Raw genomic sequence first — 21,585 nt, 5'->3', positions numbered from 1 at the left:
GATCGGAATGAACGGAAACGACTCGATCTTCTTCTTTCTATATTTTGCGGTATTATTTCTTCTCTCTCCATTCTTAGGAATTTACATAGCCGATGTTCTCAAGGGAGAAATTTCCAAACGATTTAAATTTCTTTCTAAATTCGAATCTTTTCTATTTAAGAACCTTTCCTTAAAGGTTCAGGCTCTCGAAGTCGGTGGATTTGGAACGGACAATAAGATTTCCGAAACCAAGGAAGATAAAAATTCTAATTGGAAATTTTATCTTTTAGATATTGGAATCTTTACTCTTTTAAGTTTGGCCCTGGTGGTATTGGGGCTCCATTTTCAGGACATTCTTCCTGGAAATCCAGAGGGTAAGTCCGGAGTTGCCTGGGATCTGGCCTGGAATACCTCAGTCAGTTTTGTGACGAATACGAATTGGCAGGCGTATTCAGGAGAAGTTTCTCTTTCTTACTTTAGCCAAATGTTACTTTTGGGAGTACAGAACTTTGTGAGTGCAGGGGCGGGGATCGCTGTACTTGCGGCTATGACAAGGGGACTAGTTTCTAAACCGGGACAGTCTTCCGGGATCGGTAACTTCTACGTCGATCTAACCAGAAGTATATTATATATTCTTTTACCAATTTCATTAGTCGCCTCATTCATTTTGGTTTCGCAAGGTACTGTTATGGATCTCTCCAGATACGTGAGTGCGATCGGGATGGAAGGCCAATCGGTAAAGATCCCGCTTGGGCCCGCTGCTTCTCAAATAGCGATCAAACAATTAGGAACGAATGGAGGAGGATTTTTTGGAGTGAACTCCGCTCACCCTTTAGAGAACCCTACGGTTTTTTCCAGTTGGCTGCAGTGTATCTTGATCTTACTTCTTCCTGGAGCATTACCTTTTGCTTATGGAAGATGGGTGGGCTCCTGGAAGGCCGGTCTGTCCTTATTCATAGGAATGACTCTTCTTTTTGTCCTAAGTCTTTCCGTGTCTCTTTGGTCGGAAAGTAACTTTATAGGGAATTGGGAAGGTAAAGAGACTAGGTTTGGAGTGGCCCAAAGCGTTCTTTGGGGAATGGCGACTACAGCAGCGTCTAACGGTTCAGTGAATGCGATGCATGATAGCTTTTCTCCGCTCGCAGGAGGAATTGCGGTTTGGAATATTCTTTTAGGCGAAGTAGTATTCGGAGGTGTAGGGGTTGGACTTATCGGAATGTTATTTTATGTGGTCCTCACCGTATTTATCGCAGGGCTCATGGTCGGAAGGACTCCTGAATATTTGGGAAAAAAGATAGAAGCAAAAGAAGTGAAGCTTGCACTTGCGGGAGTTTTGATACCTGGGCTTTGTATTCTGCTATTCACTGCATTCTCTCTTCTTTACGAATCTGCTCTTTCTTCTCGAACGAATTTAGGTCCCCACGGTCTAACGGAAATTTTATACTCATTTGCATCCGCTTCCGGGAATAACGGATCCGCATTTGCAGGTTTGAATGCGAATACTCCATTTTATAATCTAACTCTTTCTTTTTGTATGTTGGTCGGAAGATTTGCAGTGATCATTCCCGCCTTAGGACTGGGTGGAGTTTTATCCGGCAAGAAGATCGCTCCAAAAGGAGAAGGTACATTCTCTACGGAGAGTCCTTTGTTCGTATTACTTCTTCTTTCCGTGATCTTCTTGGTAGGAGCTTTGACATTCCTGCCCGTTTTGGTTTTGGGTCCTGGTAGCGAGCATATCCTTCTGCAATACGGTCAGAAATTTTAGGTTTAGAATTATGAAAAACAAAAATACTTCTTTTTTCCAAGATCCAAAGTCTTTGCTAAAAGCGATCTTAGATTCCTTTATAAAATTAGATCCTAGGGTTCAATGGAAAAACCCGGTCATGTTCATAGTTTATATAGGAGCAATATTAAGTTCTTATGATTTAATCTTCCATCCGGTAAATTTAAGTTTCGGTCTGCAGATTTCCATCTGGTTATGGGCAACGGTCCTATTTGCTAATTTTGCGGAAGCGCTGGCAGAAGGTAGAGGAAAAGCGAAGGCGGAGTCCTTGAAAAAAACGAGAAAGGAATCCAAGGCGAATAAATTAAACGGAAGTTCCGTTGTTATAGTTCCTTCTTCCGAACTCAGGACGGGCGACAAGGTGCTTTGCCAAGCAGGAGATCAGATCCCGGGAGACGGCGAAGTGGTAGAAGGTATCGCTTCGGTGGATGAATCTGCAATCACAGGAGAGTCTGCTCCGGTAATCCGAGAATCGGGAGGAGATAGATCCGCTGTCACCGGAGGCACAAAAGTTTTAAGCGATAAGATCATAGTTCAGATTACTACAGATCCTGGAAAGACTTTTATAGATAAGATGATCTCTCTAGTAGAAGGAGCTTCCAGACAGAAAACTCCGAACGAGATTGCACTCTCTATACTTCTTTCCGCATTATCTTTGGTGTTTTTGGTGGCGATCACTTCTCTTGTGCCTGCAGTATTCTATAGTCAAAAAGAAGGAGGAGGAAATTTGGGACTCTCAGGTTCTTTTCCCGCGTTAGTCGGCCTTTTGGTATGTTTGATCCCAACTACGATAGGTGGATTATTGTCTGCGATCGGGATCAGCGGTATGGATAGGCTCATGAGAAGGAACGTCATTGCCAAATCAGGAAGAGCCATCGAAGCAGCGGGAGATATAGACGTTCTACTCTTAGACAAAACGGGAACCATCACTTTGGGAAATAGAATGGCGACCAGATTTGTTCCCGCTCCTGGAATTTCCGAAAAGAACTTAGCGGATGCTGCACAACTTGCGTCTCTTTCTGACGAAACACCGGAAGGAAGATCCATTGTGGTATTAGCGAAAGAAAAATTCGATTTAAGAGGAAGGAATTTATCCGAGTTAGGAGGACAATTTGTTCCTTTCACCGCTAAAAGTAAAATGAGTGGTGTGGACTTTGATCCTGACTTGGGAGGAAAAACAAGACCTCCCATCCGAAAGGGTGCTTCCGAATCCGTTCGAAATTATATTACGGGCTTAGGGGGAGAATATCCAAAAGAAATTTCAGATATAGTAGATGAGATCGCAAGAGAAGGTGGAACTCCTTTAGTTGTCTCAGAAGGTAGAGAAATTTTAGGAGTCATTCATTTAAAAGACATCGTAAAAGGTGGGATCAAAGAAAGATTTGCAAGGCTCAGACAAATGGGGATCAGAACTGTGATGATCACAGGGGATAATCCTTTAACTGCTGCAGCAATCGCGGCAGAAGCAGGAGTGGATGATTTTATCGCAGAAGCAACTCCCGAAACAAAACTGAAACGTATCCGAGAAGAACAGTCCGGCGGAAAGCTGGTTGCGATGATCGGAGACGGAACGAACGACGCACCTGCTTTAGCGCAAGCGGACGTGGGTGTTGCAATGAATACAGGCACTCAAACTGCAAGGGAAGCCGGGAATATGATCGATCTGGATAGTAATCCTACCAAACTCATCGAGATTGTAGAGATCGGGAAACAACTTCTGATGACAAGGGGATCTTTGACTACTTTTAGCATAGCGAACGACGTATCCAAATATTTTGTGATATTACCCGCAATGTTTGCGGGATTATTTCCCATAGGAGGAATAGGTGCATTATCTATTCTGAATATTCTGGGTTTTGCAAGTCCTGAATCGGCGGTTTTAAGCGCAGTGATATTTAACGCTCTGATCTTGGTGTTTTTAGTACCTCTTGCATTAAAAGGTGTGAGTTATAGACCAGCCGGTGCGGATTCAGTCTTGGCCCGAAACGTGTTTATCTATGGATTTGGCGGGCTTATCCTTCCTTTTTTTGGGATCAAAGGGATAGATATGATTTTGAATTTTACTAAGGGGGTGTTTGTATGATACGAGCAGTTTTACAATTCGGATTTTGGACCTTTATATGCGGTATCTTTTATCCGGCGCTTGTATACGGTTTTGCTAAATTTGTTTTTCCGAAAGAGAGTTCAGGTTCTTTAATTGAGTTAGACGGAAAAGTGATCGGTTCGGAGTTACTGGCTCAATCTTTCGAATCTCCGGAATATTTTCATCCTAGACCTTCAGCAATCGGATATGACACTTCTTCTTCCGGAGCTTCTAATCTAGGGCCTACGAGTATCCAGCTTACTAAAAAGGCGGAGGAAAGAAGAAAATACTGGGTTAATAGAGGAGGATCCGATACTGTACCTTCCGAACTTTTGTATTCTTCCGGAAGCGGATTAGATCCGCATTTAAGTATAGAAGCTGTGAAATATCAAGTTCCGTTAGTCGCGAAAACGAGAGGAATTTCGGAAGAAAAATTAACTCGATTGGTCGAAGAGAGTGTAGAATCTCCCGAATTGGGATTATTCGGTCCTTCTAAGATCAATATTTTGAAATTGAATCTGAAATTGAGATCAGTTTACTCGGAAGAGAATATTCTAAAAAAATAAAGTATTTATTGAGTGAGACCTGCAGAAGAAAATAGACCCGATCCTGACGAATTACTTTCTCGGATCGGAGGGGAAGAGACTAATACGAGAGGAAAATTGAAAATTTTCTTCGGGATGGCCGCAGGCGTGGGTAAAACGTTCGAAATGCTCCGAGACGCCCAAAAAGCAAAGTCGGAAGGGATCGATGTTTGGATCGGTTATTTAGAAACTCATAATAGAAAGGAAACCGAGGCACAAGCAGAGGGACTTCCCGTCATACCTCGTAAAAGGTTCAAATATAAATCCGTAGATCTGGAAGAAATGGATCTAGATACGATTCTGGAAAAAAAACCGGATCTGGTGTTGGTCGATGAGCTGGCGCACACCAATGTTCCTGGTTCCAGGCATCCTAAAAGATACCAAGACGTTCTGGAAATTTTAGACCAAGGCATAAATGTTTATTCGACTTTGAATGTGCAACATTTGGAAAGTAGGGCGGGTATCGTGGAGGAAATTTCAGGAGCTCCCGTTTCTGAAAGAGTACCCGATTCTATTTTAGAAATAGCCGACGAAGTGGAATTAGTCGATCTCGTTCCGGACGATCTGATCAAACGTTTAAAGGAAGGAAAAGTGTATCCTTCGGATAAGGTCCCGCAGGCATTACATTCTTTTTTTAAAGTCCCGAATCTGACCGCTCTTAGGGAACTTTCCTTAAATTTTACTTCTAAACTAGTGGATCGGGAACTTTCCAGACTGGAGCCGACTAAGGATTCTAAACTTTCTGATAAAATTTTGGTCGCAGTATCTTCTTCTCCTCAAGCCGCCAATTTGATACGTTATGCGAAACGAATTGCATTCGGATTAAAATGTCCTTGGGTAGCGGTGTATGTAGATGACGGTAATATCTTGGCTCCCGATCAAAAGCGCCTCTTGAGAGAGAACTTAGGTCTTGCGAGAGAGTTGGGAGCCGAGATTTTAAATTTTTCAGACAGAGATCCTGTTCTTGGTATCTTAAGAGCGATCAATCGTAGCAAAGCTACCCATGTAGTTATAGGAAGAAGCGGCAAATCTAAATTTTCCAGGATTTTGAGAGGAGGCTCTTTTGTAGATAAACTGAGCGAGCAGTCAGGGGATTTTCAGATCCTTTTGGCACCTACGGAAGTTTCTAAAGAGAAACCTAAGATTAGATTCGGTTTTTTTACGAAAGGAACTAGATCCAAACCTATTCAGTATTTTATTTCTTTTCTGGCCTTGCTTGGAGTCACTTCCTTTAATCTTTTATTAAATATTATTACAGGTTATTGGTCTATAGGACTTGTATATTTGTTTTTCATAATGTTTGTGTCCTTGTTCGCGGGACGTGGTCCTGTCTTGATCACAGCTTCATTAAGTGCGATCTTTTGGAATTTTCTATTCATTCCTCCCAAATTTACTTTCTATATAGAGAAAGTGGAAGATTGGATGATGTTCGGGACCTATTTTGTATTAGCCCTAGTACTAGGAGCCTTGACCACAAGATTAAGAGATAGAGAAGAAGCATTACAAGCGGGAGAAGAAGCTCTTTCCGGTCTTTACAGACTTTCAGTTGCATTATCTAAAACTCATAGTTTGGATGAAATCGCATCCGTGGCAGTGGAAACGATCGGGGACACATTCCAATCTTCAGTTCTGATCTTACTTGCGGACCAAGATTCTTTACTTTCCCGCACTCCTCATCCTAAGAGCGGTTTTAAGCCGGACATGAAAGAGTCCGCTTTGGCTGCTTGGACCTTCCAAAATAGAAAACCTTCCGGAAAAGATACGGACACTGTTCCAATGTCTAAAGGGTTGTATCTTCCATTACTTACTCCGGGCGGCTGTTTCGGGGTAGTCGGGTTGGACAGAGAATATAAAGAAAGTTTGGAATTGGAGGAAGAGACTCTTCTATTTTCTATGCTTAACCAAATTGCTTTGGCCTTGGAACGAATACATCTACTTGGAATTCGTGCAAACGCTAAGTTGGTGGAAGAATCTGAAAAATTTTATTCCGCGTTATTCAATTCAGTTAGTCATGATTTTAGGACACCTTTGACTGTGATCCGTGCCTCCTTGGATCTATTGGAATCTGGATGCGTAAAAAACGAAAAGGAGAAGTCTGGCTTATTTTCGGAGATCCGTATTGCGTATAAAAAATTGGATAGATTGGTGGGAGATCTTTTGGATATGTCCAGGTTGGAATCCGGAAGATTGATGTTGGACCTCCAATGGGAAGATCCTGTCGATTTAGTAAATGAAACGATACGTATAGCGGAATATGAAAAAGGAGAACATACGTTAACTGTCCAAACCGATGAAAGTATGCCCTTAGTAAGGATGGACAGACGATTGATGATCCAAGTATTGATCCATCTTTTGCAAAACGCATTTTTACACACTGAAAAGGATAGCACGGTTATTGTAAGAGCAAGCGTTCCGAAAGATCATCTTCTATTGACGGTAGAGGATAACGGACCTGGGATCCCTTACGGACAAGAGAAAAGGATTTTTGAGAAGTTCACTAAGGTTTCCGGCTCTATGCAGGGTACTGGTTTAGGACTTTCTATCTGCAAAGGTCTTGTGGAAGCCCAAGGCGGAAAAATTTGGGCAGAGAACCGACAAGAAGGAGGGGCCAGATTCCTGATCAGAATTCCGGTGCTTACTTTCCCTCCTTTGGAGGATGCTATTGTCTAGCCCAATCATTATGATCATAGACGATGAGATCCAGATCCGTCGATTGGTCCGAGTCGCTCTCGAAAAAGAAGGATACAAGGTAGAAGAGGCGATCTCTGTCGATGATGCATTATCGAAAGTTTATATGGTCCGTCCTGATAGTATTATCTTGGATTTGGGTTTACCAGATAAGGGAGGAGAAGAGTTCCTAAAAAAGATCAGAGAGTCAGGTTCTAAGATCCCAGTATTGGTTTTAAGTGTAAGGGATTCCGAAAAAGATAAGATCTTTTTGTTGGACAGCGGGGCGGACGATTATCTCACTAAACCGTTCGGCGTCGGAGAGTTGCTTGCTAGGATTAGAGTATTATTGAGACATTCTTCTCCTGAAAAAACGGATGTTAAAGTAAGGATCGGACTTTTGGAGCTGGATTTTGGGACCAGAAAAGTTTTAAAGGAAGGAAAAGAGATCCGACTAACGCCTACAGAGTATTCTTTTTTGAAATTATTAGCCACTTATCCCGGAAAGATAGTTACCCAAACTCAGATCTTAAAAGAACTTTGGGGGCCGAACCAAATGGCGGAATCCGGCTATTTGAGAGTGTATGTGAACCAGATCCGCAAAAAAATAGAGAAAGATCCCGGCAATCCTGAGATCCTGATCACGGAGCCAGGAGTAGGTTACTTTCTAAAAACGGATAGTTAATAATATTATAATATTATCCTTTATATCGTACCAAGAATAAACCCGAGCCGTCCGCTAGTTCCCAATTCCTAAATTCTGTTTCTTCTTCCCAGGTTTCCAGATCGCAGATCACTAGGTCTGCCTCGGAAAGGACTTGAGGATCTTCCCCTTTCAGGATAGTGATCTTTTCTTTTTTGAGAAGATTTCTTTCTCTTTGGGAGAATTGTGGAACCCGTCCATTAGGGTCCCAAATCGAAAGTTTGGCTCCAATGTTTTTAGCCATTGCTAAAGAAAATCCTAATAGTTTTACGTCCTTTTCGGAATAAACTGCTAAGATAAAACGATCTAAATTTTTTAATTTTTCCGCGACCAATATTCCCGCATTCGTTTCGGACTCGGAAAGAAGTGTCCTGATCTTTCCCCCTAAAACATCGTCGCTAAAGAGGGATTTTGCCCCTCCTGTTAGAAATATATTATAATTTCCTGATTGAATTGTTTTTAGAATGTCTCTTGTGACATTGTCGGAAGGTTTATAAAGAGTGTTAAGTTTGATCCCGAGTTCTTTGGAGAGTCTGAATAACGGTTCAAAACTTTTTTTCTCATATTTTTGAGCGGTTTTACCGGAGATCCAGGAATCAGGAGTGAGGTGAAGCGCAGTTACTTCTTTTGTTTTATTCCCGTTTTGGAATAATCCGGATGCAAGTCTTAATAGATCCACTCCTCTGGAATGTAATGCGAATGCGAGCAGTATACCTTCTTCTCTCTTGTCTTTGACTACCGAGAAAATTCTCTCTATCAAATTCAAACTTGGGCCGGTCATATAGGTAGTGACCAATGCCATAAGCACCATCATTGAGAAGATCTGAGAGGATAATACTCCGATATCATAACCGATATTTAGGACGATCAATTCCATGAGTCCTCTGGTGTTCATGAGCGCACCTAAGGATAAGGAATCTTTCCAGTTGTTTCCGGAAGCTTTTGCGGCGATTGCACTTCCTGCGAATTTTCCTACTATCGCGACCGTAAGCACCATTGTGAAATCCCACCACAAATTGCCTTGGTTCAATAGGCCGATCTGGGTCCGAATTCCGGTTAACGCGAAGAATAATGGAAGAAAGATGGCAGTGCTTAGGTCTTCCACCTTTTCCGCTAAAAGTGTCCTAAGTTTGGGTTTGTCCGGCATAACAACCCCGGCTAGAAACGCTCCAAATAACGCATGGATTCCTATGGATTCGGTAATCCAGGCAGAAGCGATCGGGAAGAGTAAGAACATTGCTACTGCAACTTTGGTGAATGCTTCTCTGTTTGTGAAAATTCCGCCCGCTCTATGCATTGCAGGTTGTACGACCTTCCACATTACAAAAACATAAATGATTGCGAGGATTATGGTAAATAGCGCCGCTAAAATCCCGCCAGCTTGCACAAGAGCGATCACCACCGCAAGTAAACACCAAGCAGTCAAATCATCGGAAGCTGCACAGGTGAGAGCGAGACCGCCTAATTTTGTTTTAGTAAGTCCTCTTTCCTGAACGATCCTGGCAAGTACAGGAAAGGCGGTGATGCTCATTCCTATCCCCATAAATAGGGAGAAGGATAGAAAAGTTACCTCAGGAGGAGCTAACGTTTTATAAATAGAGAGAGCTAAGATCGCACCAAGTAAAAACGGAAGAAGTATACTTGCATGAGAGATAAGTATCGCCGAGTCTGCCTGGTTCCTAAGTATCTTTATATCCAACTCCATTCCGACCACGAACATAAAGAATACCAGACCGATCTGGCTTAATAGTTGCAGTGAGCTTAAGGAAACTTTGGGGAATAAGAATTGATACTGTTCCGGGAATAATAATCCGAATAAGGACGGACCTAATAATATACCTGCGAGGATCTCTCCAACTACGAACGGTTGCCTCACTAGAACTGCGAGTTTACCCATTACTCGAGTAGCGGCTATAACGATTCCGATTTGTAATAATAGGAGAGGAAGGGGCTCATGAAAACCCTTCCATAGTTTTGCACCTGCTCTTTTCCAAATTTCTATCGTATCTTCTGTTGATTCGACCGAAGTGGAAGAACTTGTTTCGACGATGGCAACTTTACCTATTTCTAATGACTTGCCTTGTTTCGCTACGAAGAGGAAGGCTCCGAAAGAAAATACTAATAGTGTTATATAGAAAATCGCGTTTCGTTTCATTCTTAGAAAGAAACCCTCGAAATGTTGGAGTTCCTCCATACTATAAAAACGGAAAGAATGAGAAAAGAATAATACTTAGTTGGCGGAAGAGAAATATTTTTCCCAAAACCCTTTTTCTCTTAAATATTCCATGCCAAACTTTGCAGCCTCTAAGGGAGATAAAGTTTCGGATTCACTTTCTATTTTGGATAAGAATAGATAAGATCTTTTCGGTCCCTTCCAAAAGAACCAGTACCAAGAGACCGATCTTCCTTGGGCATATCCTGTTGCCGAATCGGAATAGAAACCTGAGTAGTTCCCGAAGTTCCCGTCTAATTTATGGGTGCCCGTAGGGTTTTTGATCTCTCCCGGATTTTTTTCCAGACCTTCTAATACTGAGTTTAGGTTTTTCTTTCTAACACCTAACTCTCCGTTGAATAATTTCCATAAGAATAAGTAGAATTCTTCGGCGGTCCAAGAATATCCTCCATCCATCCAAAAGGATCTGGAAGGTTCGAAGGGGACCGATGTGGGAAGTCCTACGGAAGACAGCCAAGGTTTGAGCTTAGTAGTGCCTGTATCCGTCCAGATCTTTTGGAAATACCAAACTGTGGAATTTTCCAGAGAAGTCTTTAAGTTCTGTTCCTTCTGCCATCGAATGTAAGGGAATTTAGTTTTATCCCAAGGGAAATATCCATGAGGATCTTTTAATGTTCCTAATTCCAATGCCGCCAGAGCTAGAACCGGTTGGAATACATACATAGAAGGGGAGTTTTTTTTGCAGTTATCTTCTCCGACTTTTAAAAGTGTACCTTCTTCCATTTCGGCTAGGAATAGGCAGACCTTTTTGTCGGAAAGATTTAGTTCTTCTTTTTGTATGATCGGCGAGTCTGTTCCTGTTTTTGTGGAACAGGAAAGAAGAAGGACCGCAAAAGAAAAACGGAAGATTGGGTTCATTGGAACCAGGCGTAAATTGTGAGATAAGTAACGAATAGAAAAAGTGGAACGTAAAACATCATGAAAATTTTTCCGATCTTTCTCCAATCAGTAACGGTATATTTTTTCACGAATTCGATCATTTCTTCCCGGTTCATGGAGAATAACTCGCTCGAATCATTCCAACCGAAAATATTTCCTGCGAGTCTTCCTATCATCTCGTCTTTATGAGCTTGGATAGTCTCCCAAGCTTCTTCCTTTTCGGAATTGTCGGAGGAGAGAAGTTGTAGAAAAACTTTCGGGACCAAGAATACCCTTCCGATCATCAGGCTAGAAGCTCTTGTGAATAATCCTAAGAAGAACATTGCAGAGAAGAGTGGATTTTCTCTCTTTAGTCCGAATACGATCCCAAGGCTTACCACATAAGCTCCGTATCCTATGTATAATCCGGCGAGTTCGAATCTTCGATTCGTCTTTTTCTCTTTTATAAATTCTTCGTAAAGCTGAGAGGATACGGTTTTCATTCTCTTATCGATCTGAACTTGAGCTTCCCGGAAAATCCGGATCTGAATGCTAAGATTTTTGGATTCGGTAGGGAGACAAGTATTTCTGTCCTCACTTCCGCCATTCGTTTCTTATGTCCCGACAAGATCTCAAAAAGCAAAACTGAAAATCGCGCCTTCTTCCGAAAATAAGAAAAAAGAAAAGGCGGAGCGGATGAACAGCACTGTTCGTAAAAAAGAAAGAAAGATACTCACCGGGGAATTTTGGACCTCAAAACAAAGACAGTCTCATCCAATCCATTATGTGGTCAGTTACAGAGCCTCGTTCAAGCCTGAATTGCCTGCCTTCTTTATTGGAAAATATTTGGAGAATCGTAAAGGGATCGTATTCGATCCTTTCGGTGGAAGAGGGACTACGGCAGTCCAGGCGAATTTAGAAGGTTATGCTGCCATCCATAACGATATCAGTCCTATGTCCTTGTTCTTGGCGAAGTCCAGACAGACTGTTCCTTCTCTAGAAAGACTGGAGAGAACTCTTGATTCTCTTAACCTGAATACGAAGGTTAAGGAAGAAAAAGAAGATGAGGGTCTTTTACATTTTTATCATAAAGATACTTTAAAAGAGATCAAAAACCTGAAAAAGATCTTAGCCGATTCGGATTCTCCTGAGATTAGATATTTGGGCCTAACCGCATTATCCAGACTTCACGGCCATAGTAACGGTTTTTTTTCCGTTTATAGTTTTCCTCAGATCTCTATTCCTCCTATGGCCCAAAAAAGGAATAATGAGAAAAAGGGAGTCGTTCCTGATTATAGGGAGATCAAACCTAGGATTCTGCAGAAAATGAGAAGGGATTTGAAAGAATCTCTTACACCTTTTTATCATGAGTTTTCTTCAAGAAACGAATACACCAATCATTCTTCCTTGGATCTTTTCGGCTTGGAAGAGAATTCAGTGGATCTTGTAGTGACCAGCCCTCCTTTTTTGGACAAGGTCAACTACGAAGAGGACAATTGGCTTAGATATTGGTTCTTAGATATCGAATTGGAGAAGGATCAGAAGCCAAGTATATTTGCGACTTTGGCAGGTTGGTGCGAATTCATCCAAGGAACTTTGGATGAACTTTCCAGAGTAGTGAAACCGGGCGGAACAGTGGTTATGGAAGTGGGAGAAGTCCGAAAAGGTAAGACTGTCTTCAACTTAGACGAATATGTAATCAAATGTGCGGAGTCCACAGGTCTTGTTTGGGAAAATACATACATCAACGACCAGAAGTTCACAAAACTTGCCAATTGCTGGAATGTTTCGAATAACGAAAAAGGCACGAATTCTAATCGTTGCGTTGTGTTCCGTAATTTGAAATAGGATTCTCGCACAGAGTTCGCTGAGAAGTTAGAGACACAGGGAAATTGCACGCAGAGTCACGGAGCCATAGAGGGTATTGTTGGAATTCCAACAAGTAGATTGCAAAGCTTATAAAGTAATGTAGGAACTCCTACACAACAGCTTTTTCTCCGCGTCTTAGCGCCTCTGCGTGAACCAAGAAGTGTAAGAATAGATTTATTTGTTCAAGGTTGTTTTCAGGATTTCCAACACGCGGTAAGGATGCGTAGGGCTTGTCCCGCTGAAAGCGGGATGAGGCGGACTCGCCGAACCCGTAGCAGCCTGGTCGAGGGGTTTAAAATCGGATTTGGGAAATCTTAGATGGATTTCCCGAGAACCGTCCAACTACCGAAAAACCGGTATTTTGTCTCAAAAATCCCTAAATACCCCTGGGGATTTTTTGGGAATGGCCGATAGGTAAAGGGATCGAGGTATAAACTCAAATGATGCGTTCCCTTTGGACTGCCGCGACTGGAATGATCGCTCAGCAATTTCATATAGATACAATTTCCAACAACTTGGCAAACGTAAATACCACGGGTTTTAAAAAGAACCGCGCGGATTTTGAGGACTTAGTTTACCAACATATGGTTTTGGCAGGAACTCCTGCAACCTCCGTGAGTGAAATTCCTACAGGTGTGAATGTGGGGCACGGGGTGAGAGCAGCTGCTTCTCAGAAATTATTCGAGATCGGTTCTTTCCAAGCGACCGGTAACAAGCTAGACCTTGCGATCACAAGCGAGATGGGATTTTTCAAGATCCAAATGCCCGACGGAAGTTTTGCATTCACTCGTGACGGTTCTTATAAGATTGATTCTAACCAACAAGTAGTTACGTCTAACGGTTATTTGTTGGAGCCGCCTCTGATCCTTCCTGAGGGAGCGATCTTGAATACTCTGATGATCTCCGAACAGGGAGAAGTTACCGTAAAGATCGGGGCGGATATCCGTCCTACAGTGATCGGACAGGTGGAATTATATCGTTTCGTAAACCCGGCCGGTCTCCAAGCGATCGGTAAAAACTTATTCCAAGAGACTGTCGCTTCCGGTCCTGAAATTCCTGGAACTCCCGGTATGGAAGGTTTCGGAAATGTTCTGCAAGGATTCTTAGAGATGTCTAACGTGAAAATCGTGGAAGAGATGGTGAATATGATCGTGGCTCAAAGAGCTTACGAGTCCAACTCTAAGGCCATCCAAACTTCCGATAACATGTTATCTACCGCGATCGGATTGAAACGTTAATTAATATGAGCTTTCGCTTTTACATCCTATTCTGCGCCTTAATCGGACTTTTTGTGTCCGGTTTGGGCAAGATAGAAGGAATGGAAGCGGTATATTTACGCGGAAAACTTTTAACCCAAAAGAAAGAAGTTTTATTATCCGAGATCGCAAAACTTCCGGACGGGATGAAAGATAGGGTCGTATTAAAAAATTTGAATGCTCCTGTCGTTATCCGTCCTGAAAATCTGAAGGAAGTCCTGGCAGGTATCCCTGTTTCCGGAAAAGAAACCTTAGTTTTACCTTTGGATTCCGAATTGGACCCGGAAGACTTAGAGGAAAGTTTGAAAAAAGAAGTTTCTAAACTTCCTCAAGATGGAGAAGGGGAGTATAGAATTTCGTATTTGAGCGGAGAACGATTAGTTCCAAGCCAAGGCGTGGAATTAAAATGGGCGGGACTTCCGCAAGTAATCCATCCGGGACAGATCGTCGCTTCTTTGGATTTCTACTTCGAGAGTAGAAAGGTGCATACCCAAAGGATCAAATTTAAATTGGAAAGAAGAACGAACGCACTCTTTGCCAAAAAAGAGATCCGCAAGGGACAAAAACTGCAAGCAGACGATCTTGAAGAAAGAACTGTCTATATGGAAGAATCTTTTACGGACGGAATTTCCAGTAAGGATATAGGTTCCACAGCGCTAAAAGATCTGCAAACAGGGGAACTTCTCCGTAAAAAACAATTTAGGTTCCTATTCGATGTACAAAGAGGCGGGGATGTGAACCTTGTCTATACAAAGGGAAACCTAGTAGTAAAGTCCAAGACAAAAGCATTAAGTTCCGGTAATATAGGAGAGATCGTCGATGTTTCTTCCCATTCTAAAGAGGGAAAAATTTCCGCCAGAGTAGTGGAGAAGGGTACTGTCCTTTTAGAGAATTAATATGATCCGAAGCCTGAAATTTTTACTCCCACTTTTATTTTTATCCGGAATGATCGCTCTATTCGCACAGGATCTTTCCCAATGGCAAGATAAAAACCCTTACTCCAGAAGCCAAAATCTAAGAGTAGGGTCTACTATATTCGTAAAATTGAAAGAAGGTTTTACGGCGGAGTTTGAGATTGAATCTGCCGCGGATGAGAATATTACCATCAAGGCTGTGCCAGATAAAAAAGTGATCCCTGATAATCCTACTTACAATACGGATCGTACGATCGTTCGTAAGAATAAAGGTAAGATCAAATCTCTCGGAAAATTAAAAGGAAATCTGACTGCAGTTGTTACCGCTGTGGACGCTAATACCGGGCTTTTAACCTTGCAAGGACAACGTTCCTCCACTTATAACGGAGAACCTTCCCAAGTCCTATTGACAGGCAGATTATCTCCTGAATTTATCGCGAGAGATAATTCCGTGGATGCGGATCGGATCGCGGACCTGCTGATCCAGTTTACGGGAAGAATAGAACCTAAAAATCTACAACCTCCTATTACTCTAAAAACAATTAATAACCCTGATGGTACCGTGACCGTTAAAGCGGAACTTTCGGAAGAAGAAAAACAAAGATATATTCTGGAACAGTTGAACCGATTGTTGGGAGAGTCTAAATGAAAAGAATATTTTTCCTTTTTATAATATTCTCCGCATCACTTTCCGCAGCAGAGGTCCGCTTGAAGGATCTTGCCAAGATAGAAGGGATCAGAGACAACCAGATCACCGGTTATGGGATCGTAGTCGGACTTCCTGGAACGGGGGATTCTAAAACTCCAATGACCACAGAGAGTATGAAAAATTATCTCAAAAATCTGGGAGTGGATGCGAACCTAAAACCGGAACAGACTAAAAACATCGCATCCGTATTAATTACCGCTAATATCCCTTCTTATGCGCGTAAAGGAGATCGGTTGGATGTAACTGTTTCTTCTATTGGGGATGCAAAATCTTTGGAAGGCGGAGTCCTTTTACAATCTCCTTTGAAAACTGCAAACGATAAAATTTACGCTGTAGCAAGCGGTGTGATCTCTTTCGGCGGAAAAGAGAATAGCTCGGGCGGACTAGGCAGAGCTTCCAAAAAGACCGTTGGGATTGTCCACGCGGGTGCAATTGTAGAAACGGAATTGAAGGAAGATTTTTTTTCCAACCAAAGAGTGGTGATCCGTTTGAATAGCCAGGACTTCTCTTTGATGAATAACGTGATCAATCGTATCAAGGAAACTCTTCCGGAAAAATTCGGATTAAAAACGGAATCTATTCAGGCATTAACCCCTTCCGAGATTGTGATAGAAGTGGGCCCAGGATTTTCCGCAAAGTCTCCGGGACTTCTGAACCTTCTATCCGATCTGGAGAACATCACTGTTGAATCAAATCCTAGAGCAAAAGTAGTGATTAACGAAAGATCCGGTGTGATCGTAATGGGTGGGAATATCACGATCGACGAGGTTGCCGTTGCAAGATCAGGTTTAAGTCTTTCCGTCGCGGACAAGAACAGAAGACCAACAAGACTGAGCGGAGAGAAGCCTCCTACAAAAGAATCTTTCGTGATAGAGGAGGCCACTCAAGTCTCCGATGTAGTGGAAGCATTGAACAAAGTAGGAGCTTCTACAAAAGACATTATTGCAATTTTAGAAGCATTGAAGGCCGCGGGCGCACTTCATGCGGAACTGGAGATACAATAATGATAGATAAAATCCAAGACTATCGATCTAAATTGGATCTTACGGAACGACCGGAAGTACAGAAACTTTTACGTGAAGAAAAAAACTTAAAGCCTGGCCAAACTTTTCCGGATCAATTGAGAGAAGAATTTAACAATACTTTATCCGGAAAAGTTTCTTCCTCCGAAGTAAGAATGCCTCATAACATAAAAGAGGAAATTGCTGCAGACCCTTATCGCAAAAAGTTATTCGATGCTTCCGGCGAATTCGAATCCATGTTTGTGAAGATGATGTTGAAAGAAATGAAAGCCACAGTTCACAAGTCTGGGCTCATAGACGGCGGATATGCGGAAGAAATTTTCGAAGATATGCTCTATGATGAATATTCTAAGAATTTATCTGCGAATTCTTCTTTGGGGCTGGCAGAACAGATCTACCAATCTTTATCTTCTAATCTTCCGCCAATTTCTAAGCTGGATTCTAAAGTATAATAAAATCAGTCTTCTTTCCAGGCTCTTTCGAAACCTTTGGAAGAAAGGTCCTTCGCGGTCTTGGGCTTCACTCCATAACTTCTGAGCACTAGGGTCATCATCTCTCTATCGTGTAGTTTATTTTTCGCTCTTCCTTCCAATATGTTCCTGATCCCGTAATGTAACGATCCAACAAAAAGCCCGAGTGCTGTTTCCGTTGATTCAATGGAGAATTTTCCTGATGAGACCCCCCTTTGCAGATCTCTCAATGGATAACTTAAAAGCATGTCGCTCATTCTAGGAGTCACAGCAGCGATCCTGATAAGTGCCCAGGCCCAATTTGAATCCATTCTTGCCTTTTTGAAAAAGTAGATTCCCGCCAGCGCCATTCTTTCCGCGGGATCGTCCAAATCTCCCATGATGGTTTCCACTTCGGACGCTAAAGATTCTATCAAAGTTAATGAGGAAGCTTCTAAAAGTTCTTCTTTAGTTTTGAAATGATTATAAAAGGTTCCATTCGCGATTTCAGCTTCTGCGATCACATCCGAGATGGACGCTTCTCCAGCATCTTTTCTTGCGAAAAGTTTGAGAGCCGCTTTTAGGATTTGGTGACGAGTCCGCTCTCTTTTCGGGGGTAGTTTTTTGGGTGGCGAGGCCATAAGATATCAATACAGGCCCCTTAATGTGACACAATTATATTTTTGATAAATTTATCAAAAATGGACATTTCTTTATTTTCCTCAATTTAATTAATTGACGATTTCGTCATTTTTGAATAATATTTCATTGTATGAGAGAAGTTGAGGAATTGGAAAAACCGAACGTTTTGATCGTAGGCGGGGGGCCGGTAGGAGTTCTGACAGCGAACTTATTAGGAATCGAAGGAATTCCAGTACTGCTGATCGATGAGAATCCTGGAATTTTGGAAATTCCAAGAGCCATTTCCCTAGACCAAGACGCTTTGAGAATTCTCCAGGCTTCCGGACTAGGAGAAGAGGCTTCTCAAATTATGCCCTCCATTTCCTACGTAGAAATGATCTCTCCTTATGTAGGAACACTGGCTAAGATCAACTCTATGGGATCTATGGACGGGCATCCTCGTTTGGTTTCCATTTATCAGCCGGACTTGGAAAGACTTCTAAGAAAGGGACTCGAAAGATTCGATCATGTAAAACTTTGGTCAGAATGTACGTATATAACTCATACAGAGTCCGATTCGGAAGTTATCGTAAAAGTAAAATGTAACGGAACTAATTATAGAATTTCGACAGGCTTTCTTTTAGGTTGCGACGGTGCTCATAGCCGGATCCGTGAAAACCAAGGATGGAGAATGAAAGGTTCTGCCTACAAGGAAGATTGGTTGATCTTAGATGTAGAAGATATGCCTAACGTTCTAGATAAGGTCGAATTTATCTGCGATCCAAAAAGACCTATTGCACATGTTCCCGGTCCTGGAAAATCCCAACGCTGGGAGTTTCTACTTCGGAACGGAGAAACTAGGGAGGAGATGGAGAAGACGGAAAAGGTTGCAGAACTCATTCGTCCTTGGGGAGAGCTCTCTTCTATGAATGTGCAGAGAAAAGCGGTTTATAGATTTCAGGCAAAGACGGCGGAATGTATGGGAAAGGGTCGAGTATTTTTGCTGGGAGATGCTGCTCATTTAACTCCTCCATTCGCCGGTCAGGGATTGGTGAGCGGAATGAGAGACTCCTTCAATCTTGCCTGGAAAATCGCATCAGTTTTACGTAAAGAAGCTTCGAAGGATATACTTTCCAGCTATAACCTGGAAAGAAAACCACATGCCAAAAAGATGATACGTTTGGCTGTTTTTTTGGGATCGATCATCATGACAAGAAGTAGGCTCGCCGCTTTTTTTAGGGATTTTTTAATGAAGTTCCTATCTTTTACTCCTGCTCGTCCTTATTTATCCGATCTGAGATTAAAACCCGATAATTCTTTCTCCAAAGGCCTATTCTTAAAGAAGAATACATTAAAAAATTCTTCCATTTCTCCCGGATCCGTTTTCCCCCAAGCTCCTCTCAGATCGAAAAAAGGGAATTGGGAATTGTCCGACTCTTTATTGGGCCCAAATCTCTGCCTCGTTGGTTACGGAGTCCATCCTTCTGGGACACTAAGTCGATCATGTATGGAGGTTTGGAAAAAAATGGGGGGACGAATATTATATATTTCGAATCAACAACAGACTACTGGGATTCTCTCGGATTCAGTTGAAGATGTAACTTCTTCTTTTTTGAAATTTTTTGGCGGAGCAGACCGATTCGCAATCGTTCGTCCTGATAAGATTGTCGCCGCAGTCTTTTATGGAAAAGAAGCGGACGACGCTATTTTAAGATTTGCAGAAATCTATCAGGGAAAAATGCAATGAAACAATTATCTTCCGAATGTCCTACAAGATCGAAGAATCCTATAAGTAAGGCTAGAGATATAGCTTATGTTAGGTTGGGAAGAAAAAATCCGGAATTGACGGCCGAATACTATAAGGATTTCGGGCTTTCTCGCTTTGAATTGTCTGAGAATAGGATTTTGTTTCATGGCTTTAGCTCCAATCTGCCCTGTTGGTCTTTGGAAAAGGCCGACAGGGACTTTTTGCTAGGATTCGGATTATATATATCTTCTACGCAAGAATTCGAAAGATTAAGACTTATGGATGGGGCGGAAGTCCTGCCTCGGGGAAGATTCGGCCCGGAATATTTTCCGACTGTAACGATTAAAGATCCTTCCGGTCTACCGGTAGATGTAGTATTAGTTCCTTCTTCTTTTGAAGGAAAGAAGAAGGATAAAAAGTGTAGAGATTGGAATAGTGATGGAAAGATATTACGTAAAAATCAGCCCCAACCATACGATGTGGGGCCTGCTAAAGTAAATCGATTGGGACATGCCGTTTTTTTAAAACAGGAATTTTTAAAGAATGCACAGTGGTATTGCGACGTGTTCGGTATGATCCCATCCGATATACAAATACTTCCGGAATCCAAGGAGCCTGTGATCGCTTTTTTAAGATGTGATCTGGGGGAGACACTTACGGACCATCATACTATAGTGATTGCCTTAGGCATAGACGATAGATTGGAACATTGTGCTTTCGAATTGGAAGATTTAGATGAAGTCGCTAAGGGAAGAGAATGGCTTTTGAAAAGAGGCTGGAAGCCAGCTTGGGGAATTGGAAGGCATATTTTAGGAAGCCAGATATTTGATTATCAGAGGGATCCGAGCGGTATGTTAGTAGAGCATTATACGGACGGAGATAAATTCGACGATACCGTTCCTGTTGGCTTTCATCCTATCAGCAGGGAAAGTTTATACCAATGGGGACAGGATATGCCTGAGGACTTTTTAGACACTGAGCTTACTTTGTTTAAGTTGATTCAGCTTGTAAAAGGATTATTTTCCGGAAGGAAAATCGAGTTGAGGAAGCTAATGGAGTTAAAGAAGGTCGCAGAACAATCTCCTAGAAGTTGGATTAAATATTAATAAAAGGGAATGGACTATGGCGAGGAATTACGTACGTTTTGAAAAAGATAAACAGATAGATTGGGCAAAATTCACAGAAGGTAAGGTGTATCCTCTCGGACTAGGAGATTTGGATACACGAAAATTTTTGGAATTCTCCCGGACAGATAACTTTAATTCAGCATCCAAAAGTTATAATCTTTCGGAAGTAAAGTTGCTTTCTCCGATTTCTTCACCTTGTCAGATCGTCTGCCAGGGTGCGAATTATAGACAACATCTGATCGAGTCCGGACTTGATCCCGACGATAAGAGTTATAATCTTTTTTTCACCAAATCGGACGCATCGTTGACTTCTCCCATGGGGGAAGTGATCCGGCCTAAACTTGTCAAACTTTTAGATTATGAGATCGAGCTCGGCCTTGTTTTCGGCAAATCCATCGATTCTTATACGGAAGTAAATTCCCAAAATATATCGGAATATGTAGCCGCTATCTTTATGGCGAACGATGTATCGGCAAGAGACATACAACTTCCTCAATTGCAGTGGTATAAAGGAAAATCTTATCGGACTTTTTTGCCAGCGGGACCAGTGTTGGCCGTTTTGGAACCGAGAGACTTTGAAATATTAGGTAGTCTGGAACTGACCTTGCTTGTGAACGATAAAGTCAGACAACATGATACTATTTCCAATTTGGTATTCAAGCCGGAGGAAACAATCACTGAATTATCTAACTTTTGTAATATATCGCCTGGAGACGTTTTGTTAACAGGAACTCCATCAGGATGTGCTCTCAGGGCTCCCGGAAAGATGGTGCAAAAGATCGCGGGACTTTTATCAGAAAGAAAGAAATGGGAGCTTTTCGTAAAAGGGCAAAGTAAAAGATCCCAGTATTTACAGCCGGGGGATACGATTCATTCTACCATAAGAACAGCGGACCGGAGGATCGATCTGGGAGACCAATTCTTAAAGGTAGTTCAGGGATCCTGAGTCGGATCGATTTTTTTAAAGATAAGATGGTTTGG

18 protein-coding genes are annotated in these 21,585 nt (G+C 42.1%); 14 read left to right on the top strand and 4 right to left on the bottom strand.

Features of this window, described 5'->3' with window-relative positions; all coding sequences use genetic code 11:
- Window positions 1–7: 7 nt before the first annotated feature.
- Genes kdpA through LEP1GSC185_RS10735 form a run of 5 tightly spaced genes read left to right on the top strand, consistent with a single transcriptional unit; the run spans window position 8 to window position 7,781 of the window.
- Complete coding sequence (gene kdpA, locus LEP1GSC185_RS10755) at window positions 8–1,744, top strand: potassium-transporting ATPase subunit KdpA (RefSeq protein ID WP_008591352.1); 1,737 nt, start codon at window positions 8–10, stop codon at window positions 1,742–1,744.
- A 10-nt stretch (window positions 1,745–1,754) separates the two neighbouring features.
- Window positions 1,755–3,845: a potassium-transporting ATPase subunit KdpB gene (gene kdpB / locus LEP1GSC185_RS10750; protein WP_008591266.1), complete on the top strand. Its 2,091-nt coding sequence runs from the start codon at window positions 1,755–1,757 to the stop codon at window positions 3,843–3,845.
- On the top strand, window positions 3,842–4,411 hold the full coding sequence (gene kdpC, locus LEP1GSC185_RS10745) for a potassium-transporting ATPase subunit KdpC (protein WP_008591254.1): 570 nt from the start codon (window positions 3,842–3,844) through the stop codon (window positions 4,409–4,411). The genes kdpB and kdpC overlap by 4 nt, the downstream gene beginning before the upstream one ends.
- Window positions 4,412–4,423: 12 nt before the next feature.
- Window positions 4,424–7,099: a sensor histidine kinase gene (locus LEP1GSC185_RS10740; RefSeq protein ID WP_008589896.1), complete on the top strand. Its 2,676-nt coding sequence runs from the start codon at window positions 4,424–4,426 to the stop codon at window positions 7,097–7,099.
- Between the two features lie 10 nt (window positions 7,100–7,109).
- Window positions 7,110–7,781 (top strand): response regulator, encoded by a 672-nt coding sequence (locus LEP1GSC185_RS10735; RefSeq protein ID WP_008591758.1) that lies wholly within the window; start codon window positions 7,110–7,112, stop codon window positions 7,779–7,781.
- 13 nt (window positions 7,782–7,794) lie between these two features.
- Here the strand turns inward: LEP1GSC185_RS10735 and LEP1GSC185_RS10730 are convergent, their stop codons facing one another.
- The 3 genes from LEP1GSC185_RS10730 to LEP1GSC185_RS10720 all read right to left on the bottom strand — a co-directional run bounded on the left by LEP1GSC185_RS10730 (window position 7,795) and on the right by LEP1GSC185_RS10720 (window position 11,393).
- Window positions 7,795–9,954: a cation:proton antiporter domain-containing protein gene (locus LEP1GSC185_RS10730; protein ID WP_010515173.1), complete on the bottom strand. Its 2,160-nt coding sequence runs from the start codon at window positions 9,952–9,954 to the stop codon at window positions 7,795–7,797.
- A 75-nt stretch (window positions 9,955–10,029) separates the two neighbouring features.
- Window positions 10,030–10,890: a penicillin-binding transpeptidase domain-containing protein gene (locus LEP1GSC185_RS10725; RefSeq protein WP_008591237.1), complete on the bottom strand. Its 861-nt coding sequence runs from the start codon at window positions 10,888–10,890 to the stop codon at window positions 10,030–10,032.
- A complete protein-coding gene (locus tag LEP1GSC185_RS10720; protein WP_008589901.1) occupies window positions 10,887–11,393 on the bottom strand; it encodes a hypothetical protein in 507 nt (168 codons plus the stop codon). The genes LEP1GSC185_RS10725 and LEP1GSC185_RS10720 overlap by 4 nt, the downstream gene beginning before the upstream one ends.
- Window positions 11,394–11,439: 46 nt before the next feature.
- Between LEP1GSC185_RS10720 and LEP1GSC185_RS10715 the strand changes: the two genes are divergently transcribed.
- From LEP1GSC185_RS10715 to LEP1GSC185_RS10690, 6 genes are all read left to right on the top strand, one after another.
- Complete coding sequence (locus tag LEP1GSC185_RS10715; RefSeq protein WP_008589415.1) at window positions 11,440–12,738, top strand: DNA methyltransferase; 1,299 nt, start codon at window positions 11,440–11,442, stop codon at window positions 12,736–12,738.
- Between the two features lie 461 nt (window positions 12,739–13,199).
- A complete protein-coding gene (gene flgG, locus LEP1GSC185_RS10710; protein ID WP_008590869.1) occupies window positions 13,200–13,997 on the top strand; it encodes a flagellar basal-body rod protein FlgG in 798 nt (265 codons plus the stop codon).
- Window positions 13,998–14,002: 5 nt separating this feature from the next.
- A complete protein-coding gene (flgA, locus tag LEP1GSC185_RS10705) occupies window positions 14,003–14,911 on the top strand; it encodes a flagellar basal body P-ring formation chaperone FlgA (RefSeq protein WP_010515168.1) in 909 nt (302 codons plus the stop codon).
- Between the two features lies 1 nt (window position 14,912).
- A complete protein-coding gene (locus tag LEP1GSC185_RS10700; protein ID WP_008591175.1) occupies window positions 14,913–15,578 on the top strand; it encodes a flagellar basal body L-ring protein FlgH in 666 nt (221 codons plus the stop codon).
- Window positions 15,575–16,642: a flagellar basal body P-ring protein FlgI gene (locus tag LEP1GSC185_RS10695; RefSeq protein ID WP_008589658.1), complete on the top strand. Its 1,068-nt coding sequence runs from the start codon at window positions 15,575–15,577 to the stop codon at window positions 16,640–16,642. Before LEP1GSC185_RS10700 ends, LEP1GSC185_RS10695 begins: the two co-directional genes overlap by 4 nt.
- Window positions 16,639–17,112, top strand: coding sequence for a rod-binding protein (locus tag LEP1GSC185_RS10690; RefSeq protein ID WP_024864115.1), 474 nt, complete (start codon window positions 16,639–16,641; stop codon window positions 17,110–17,112). Before LEP1GSC185_RS10695 ends, LEP1GSC185_RS10690 begins: the two co-directional genes overlap by 4 nt.
- A 5-nt stretch (window positions 17,113–17,117) precedes the next feature.
- Here LEP1GSC185_RS10690 and LEP1GSC185_RS10685 read toward each other — a convergent pair whose 3' ends face one another.
- Window positions 17,118–17,750 (bottom strand): TetR/AcrR family transcriptional regulator, encoded by a 633-nt coding sequence (locus LEP1GSC185_RS10685; RefSeq protein WP_008591699.1) that lies wholly within the window; start codon window positions 17,748–17,750, stop codon window positions 17,118–17,120.
- A 131-nt stretch (window positions 17,751–17,881) separates the two neighbouring features.
- On the opposite strand from LEP1GSC185_RS10685, the gene LEP1GSC185_RS10680 reads away from it, so the two are divergent.
- The 3 genes from LEP1GSC185_RS10680 to LEP1GSC185_RS10670 are packed head-to-tail and all read left to right on the top strand — an operon-like array spanning window position 17,882 to window position 21,550.
- Window positions 17,882–19,477 (top strand): FAD-dependent monooxygenase, encoded by a 1,596-nt coding sequence (locus LEP1GSC185_RS10680; RefSeq protein ID WP_008589526.1) that lies wholly within the window; start codon window positions 17,882–17,884, stop codon window positions 19,475–19,477.
- Entirely contained in the window at window positions 19,474–20,583 is a 1,110-nt protein-coding gene (locus LEP1GSC185_RS10675) for a VOC family protein (RefSeq protein WP_008590946.1), read from the top strand. Before LEP1GSC185_RS10680 ends, LEP1GSC185_RS10675 begins: the two co-directional genes overlap by 4 nt.
- Before the next feature lie 16 nt (window positions 20,584–20,599).
- Window positions 20,600–21,550, top strand: coding sequence for a fumarylacetoacetate hydrolase family protein (locus tag LEP1GSC185_RS10670; RefSeq protein WP_008589627.1), 951 nt, complete (start codon window positions 20,600–20,602; stop codon window positions 21,548–21,550).
- Window positions 21,551–21,585 lie beyond the last annotated feature (35 nt).

Source organism: Leptospira licerasiae serovar Varillal str. VAR 010 (assembly GCF_000244755.1).
Taxonomy (GTDB): Bacteria; Spirochaetota; Leptospiria; order Leptospirales; family Leptospiraceae; genus Leptospira_B; species Leptospira_B licerasiae.
The sequence above is the reverse complement of the archived record's forward strand: the minus strand, read 5'-3'. Positions and strand labels throughout refer to the sequence as shown.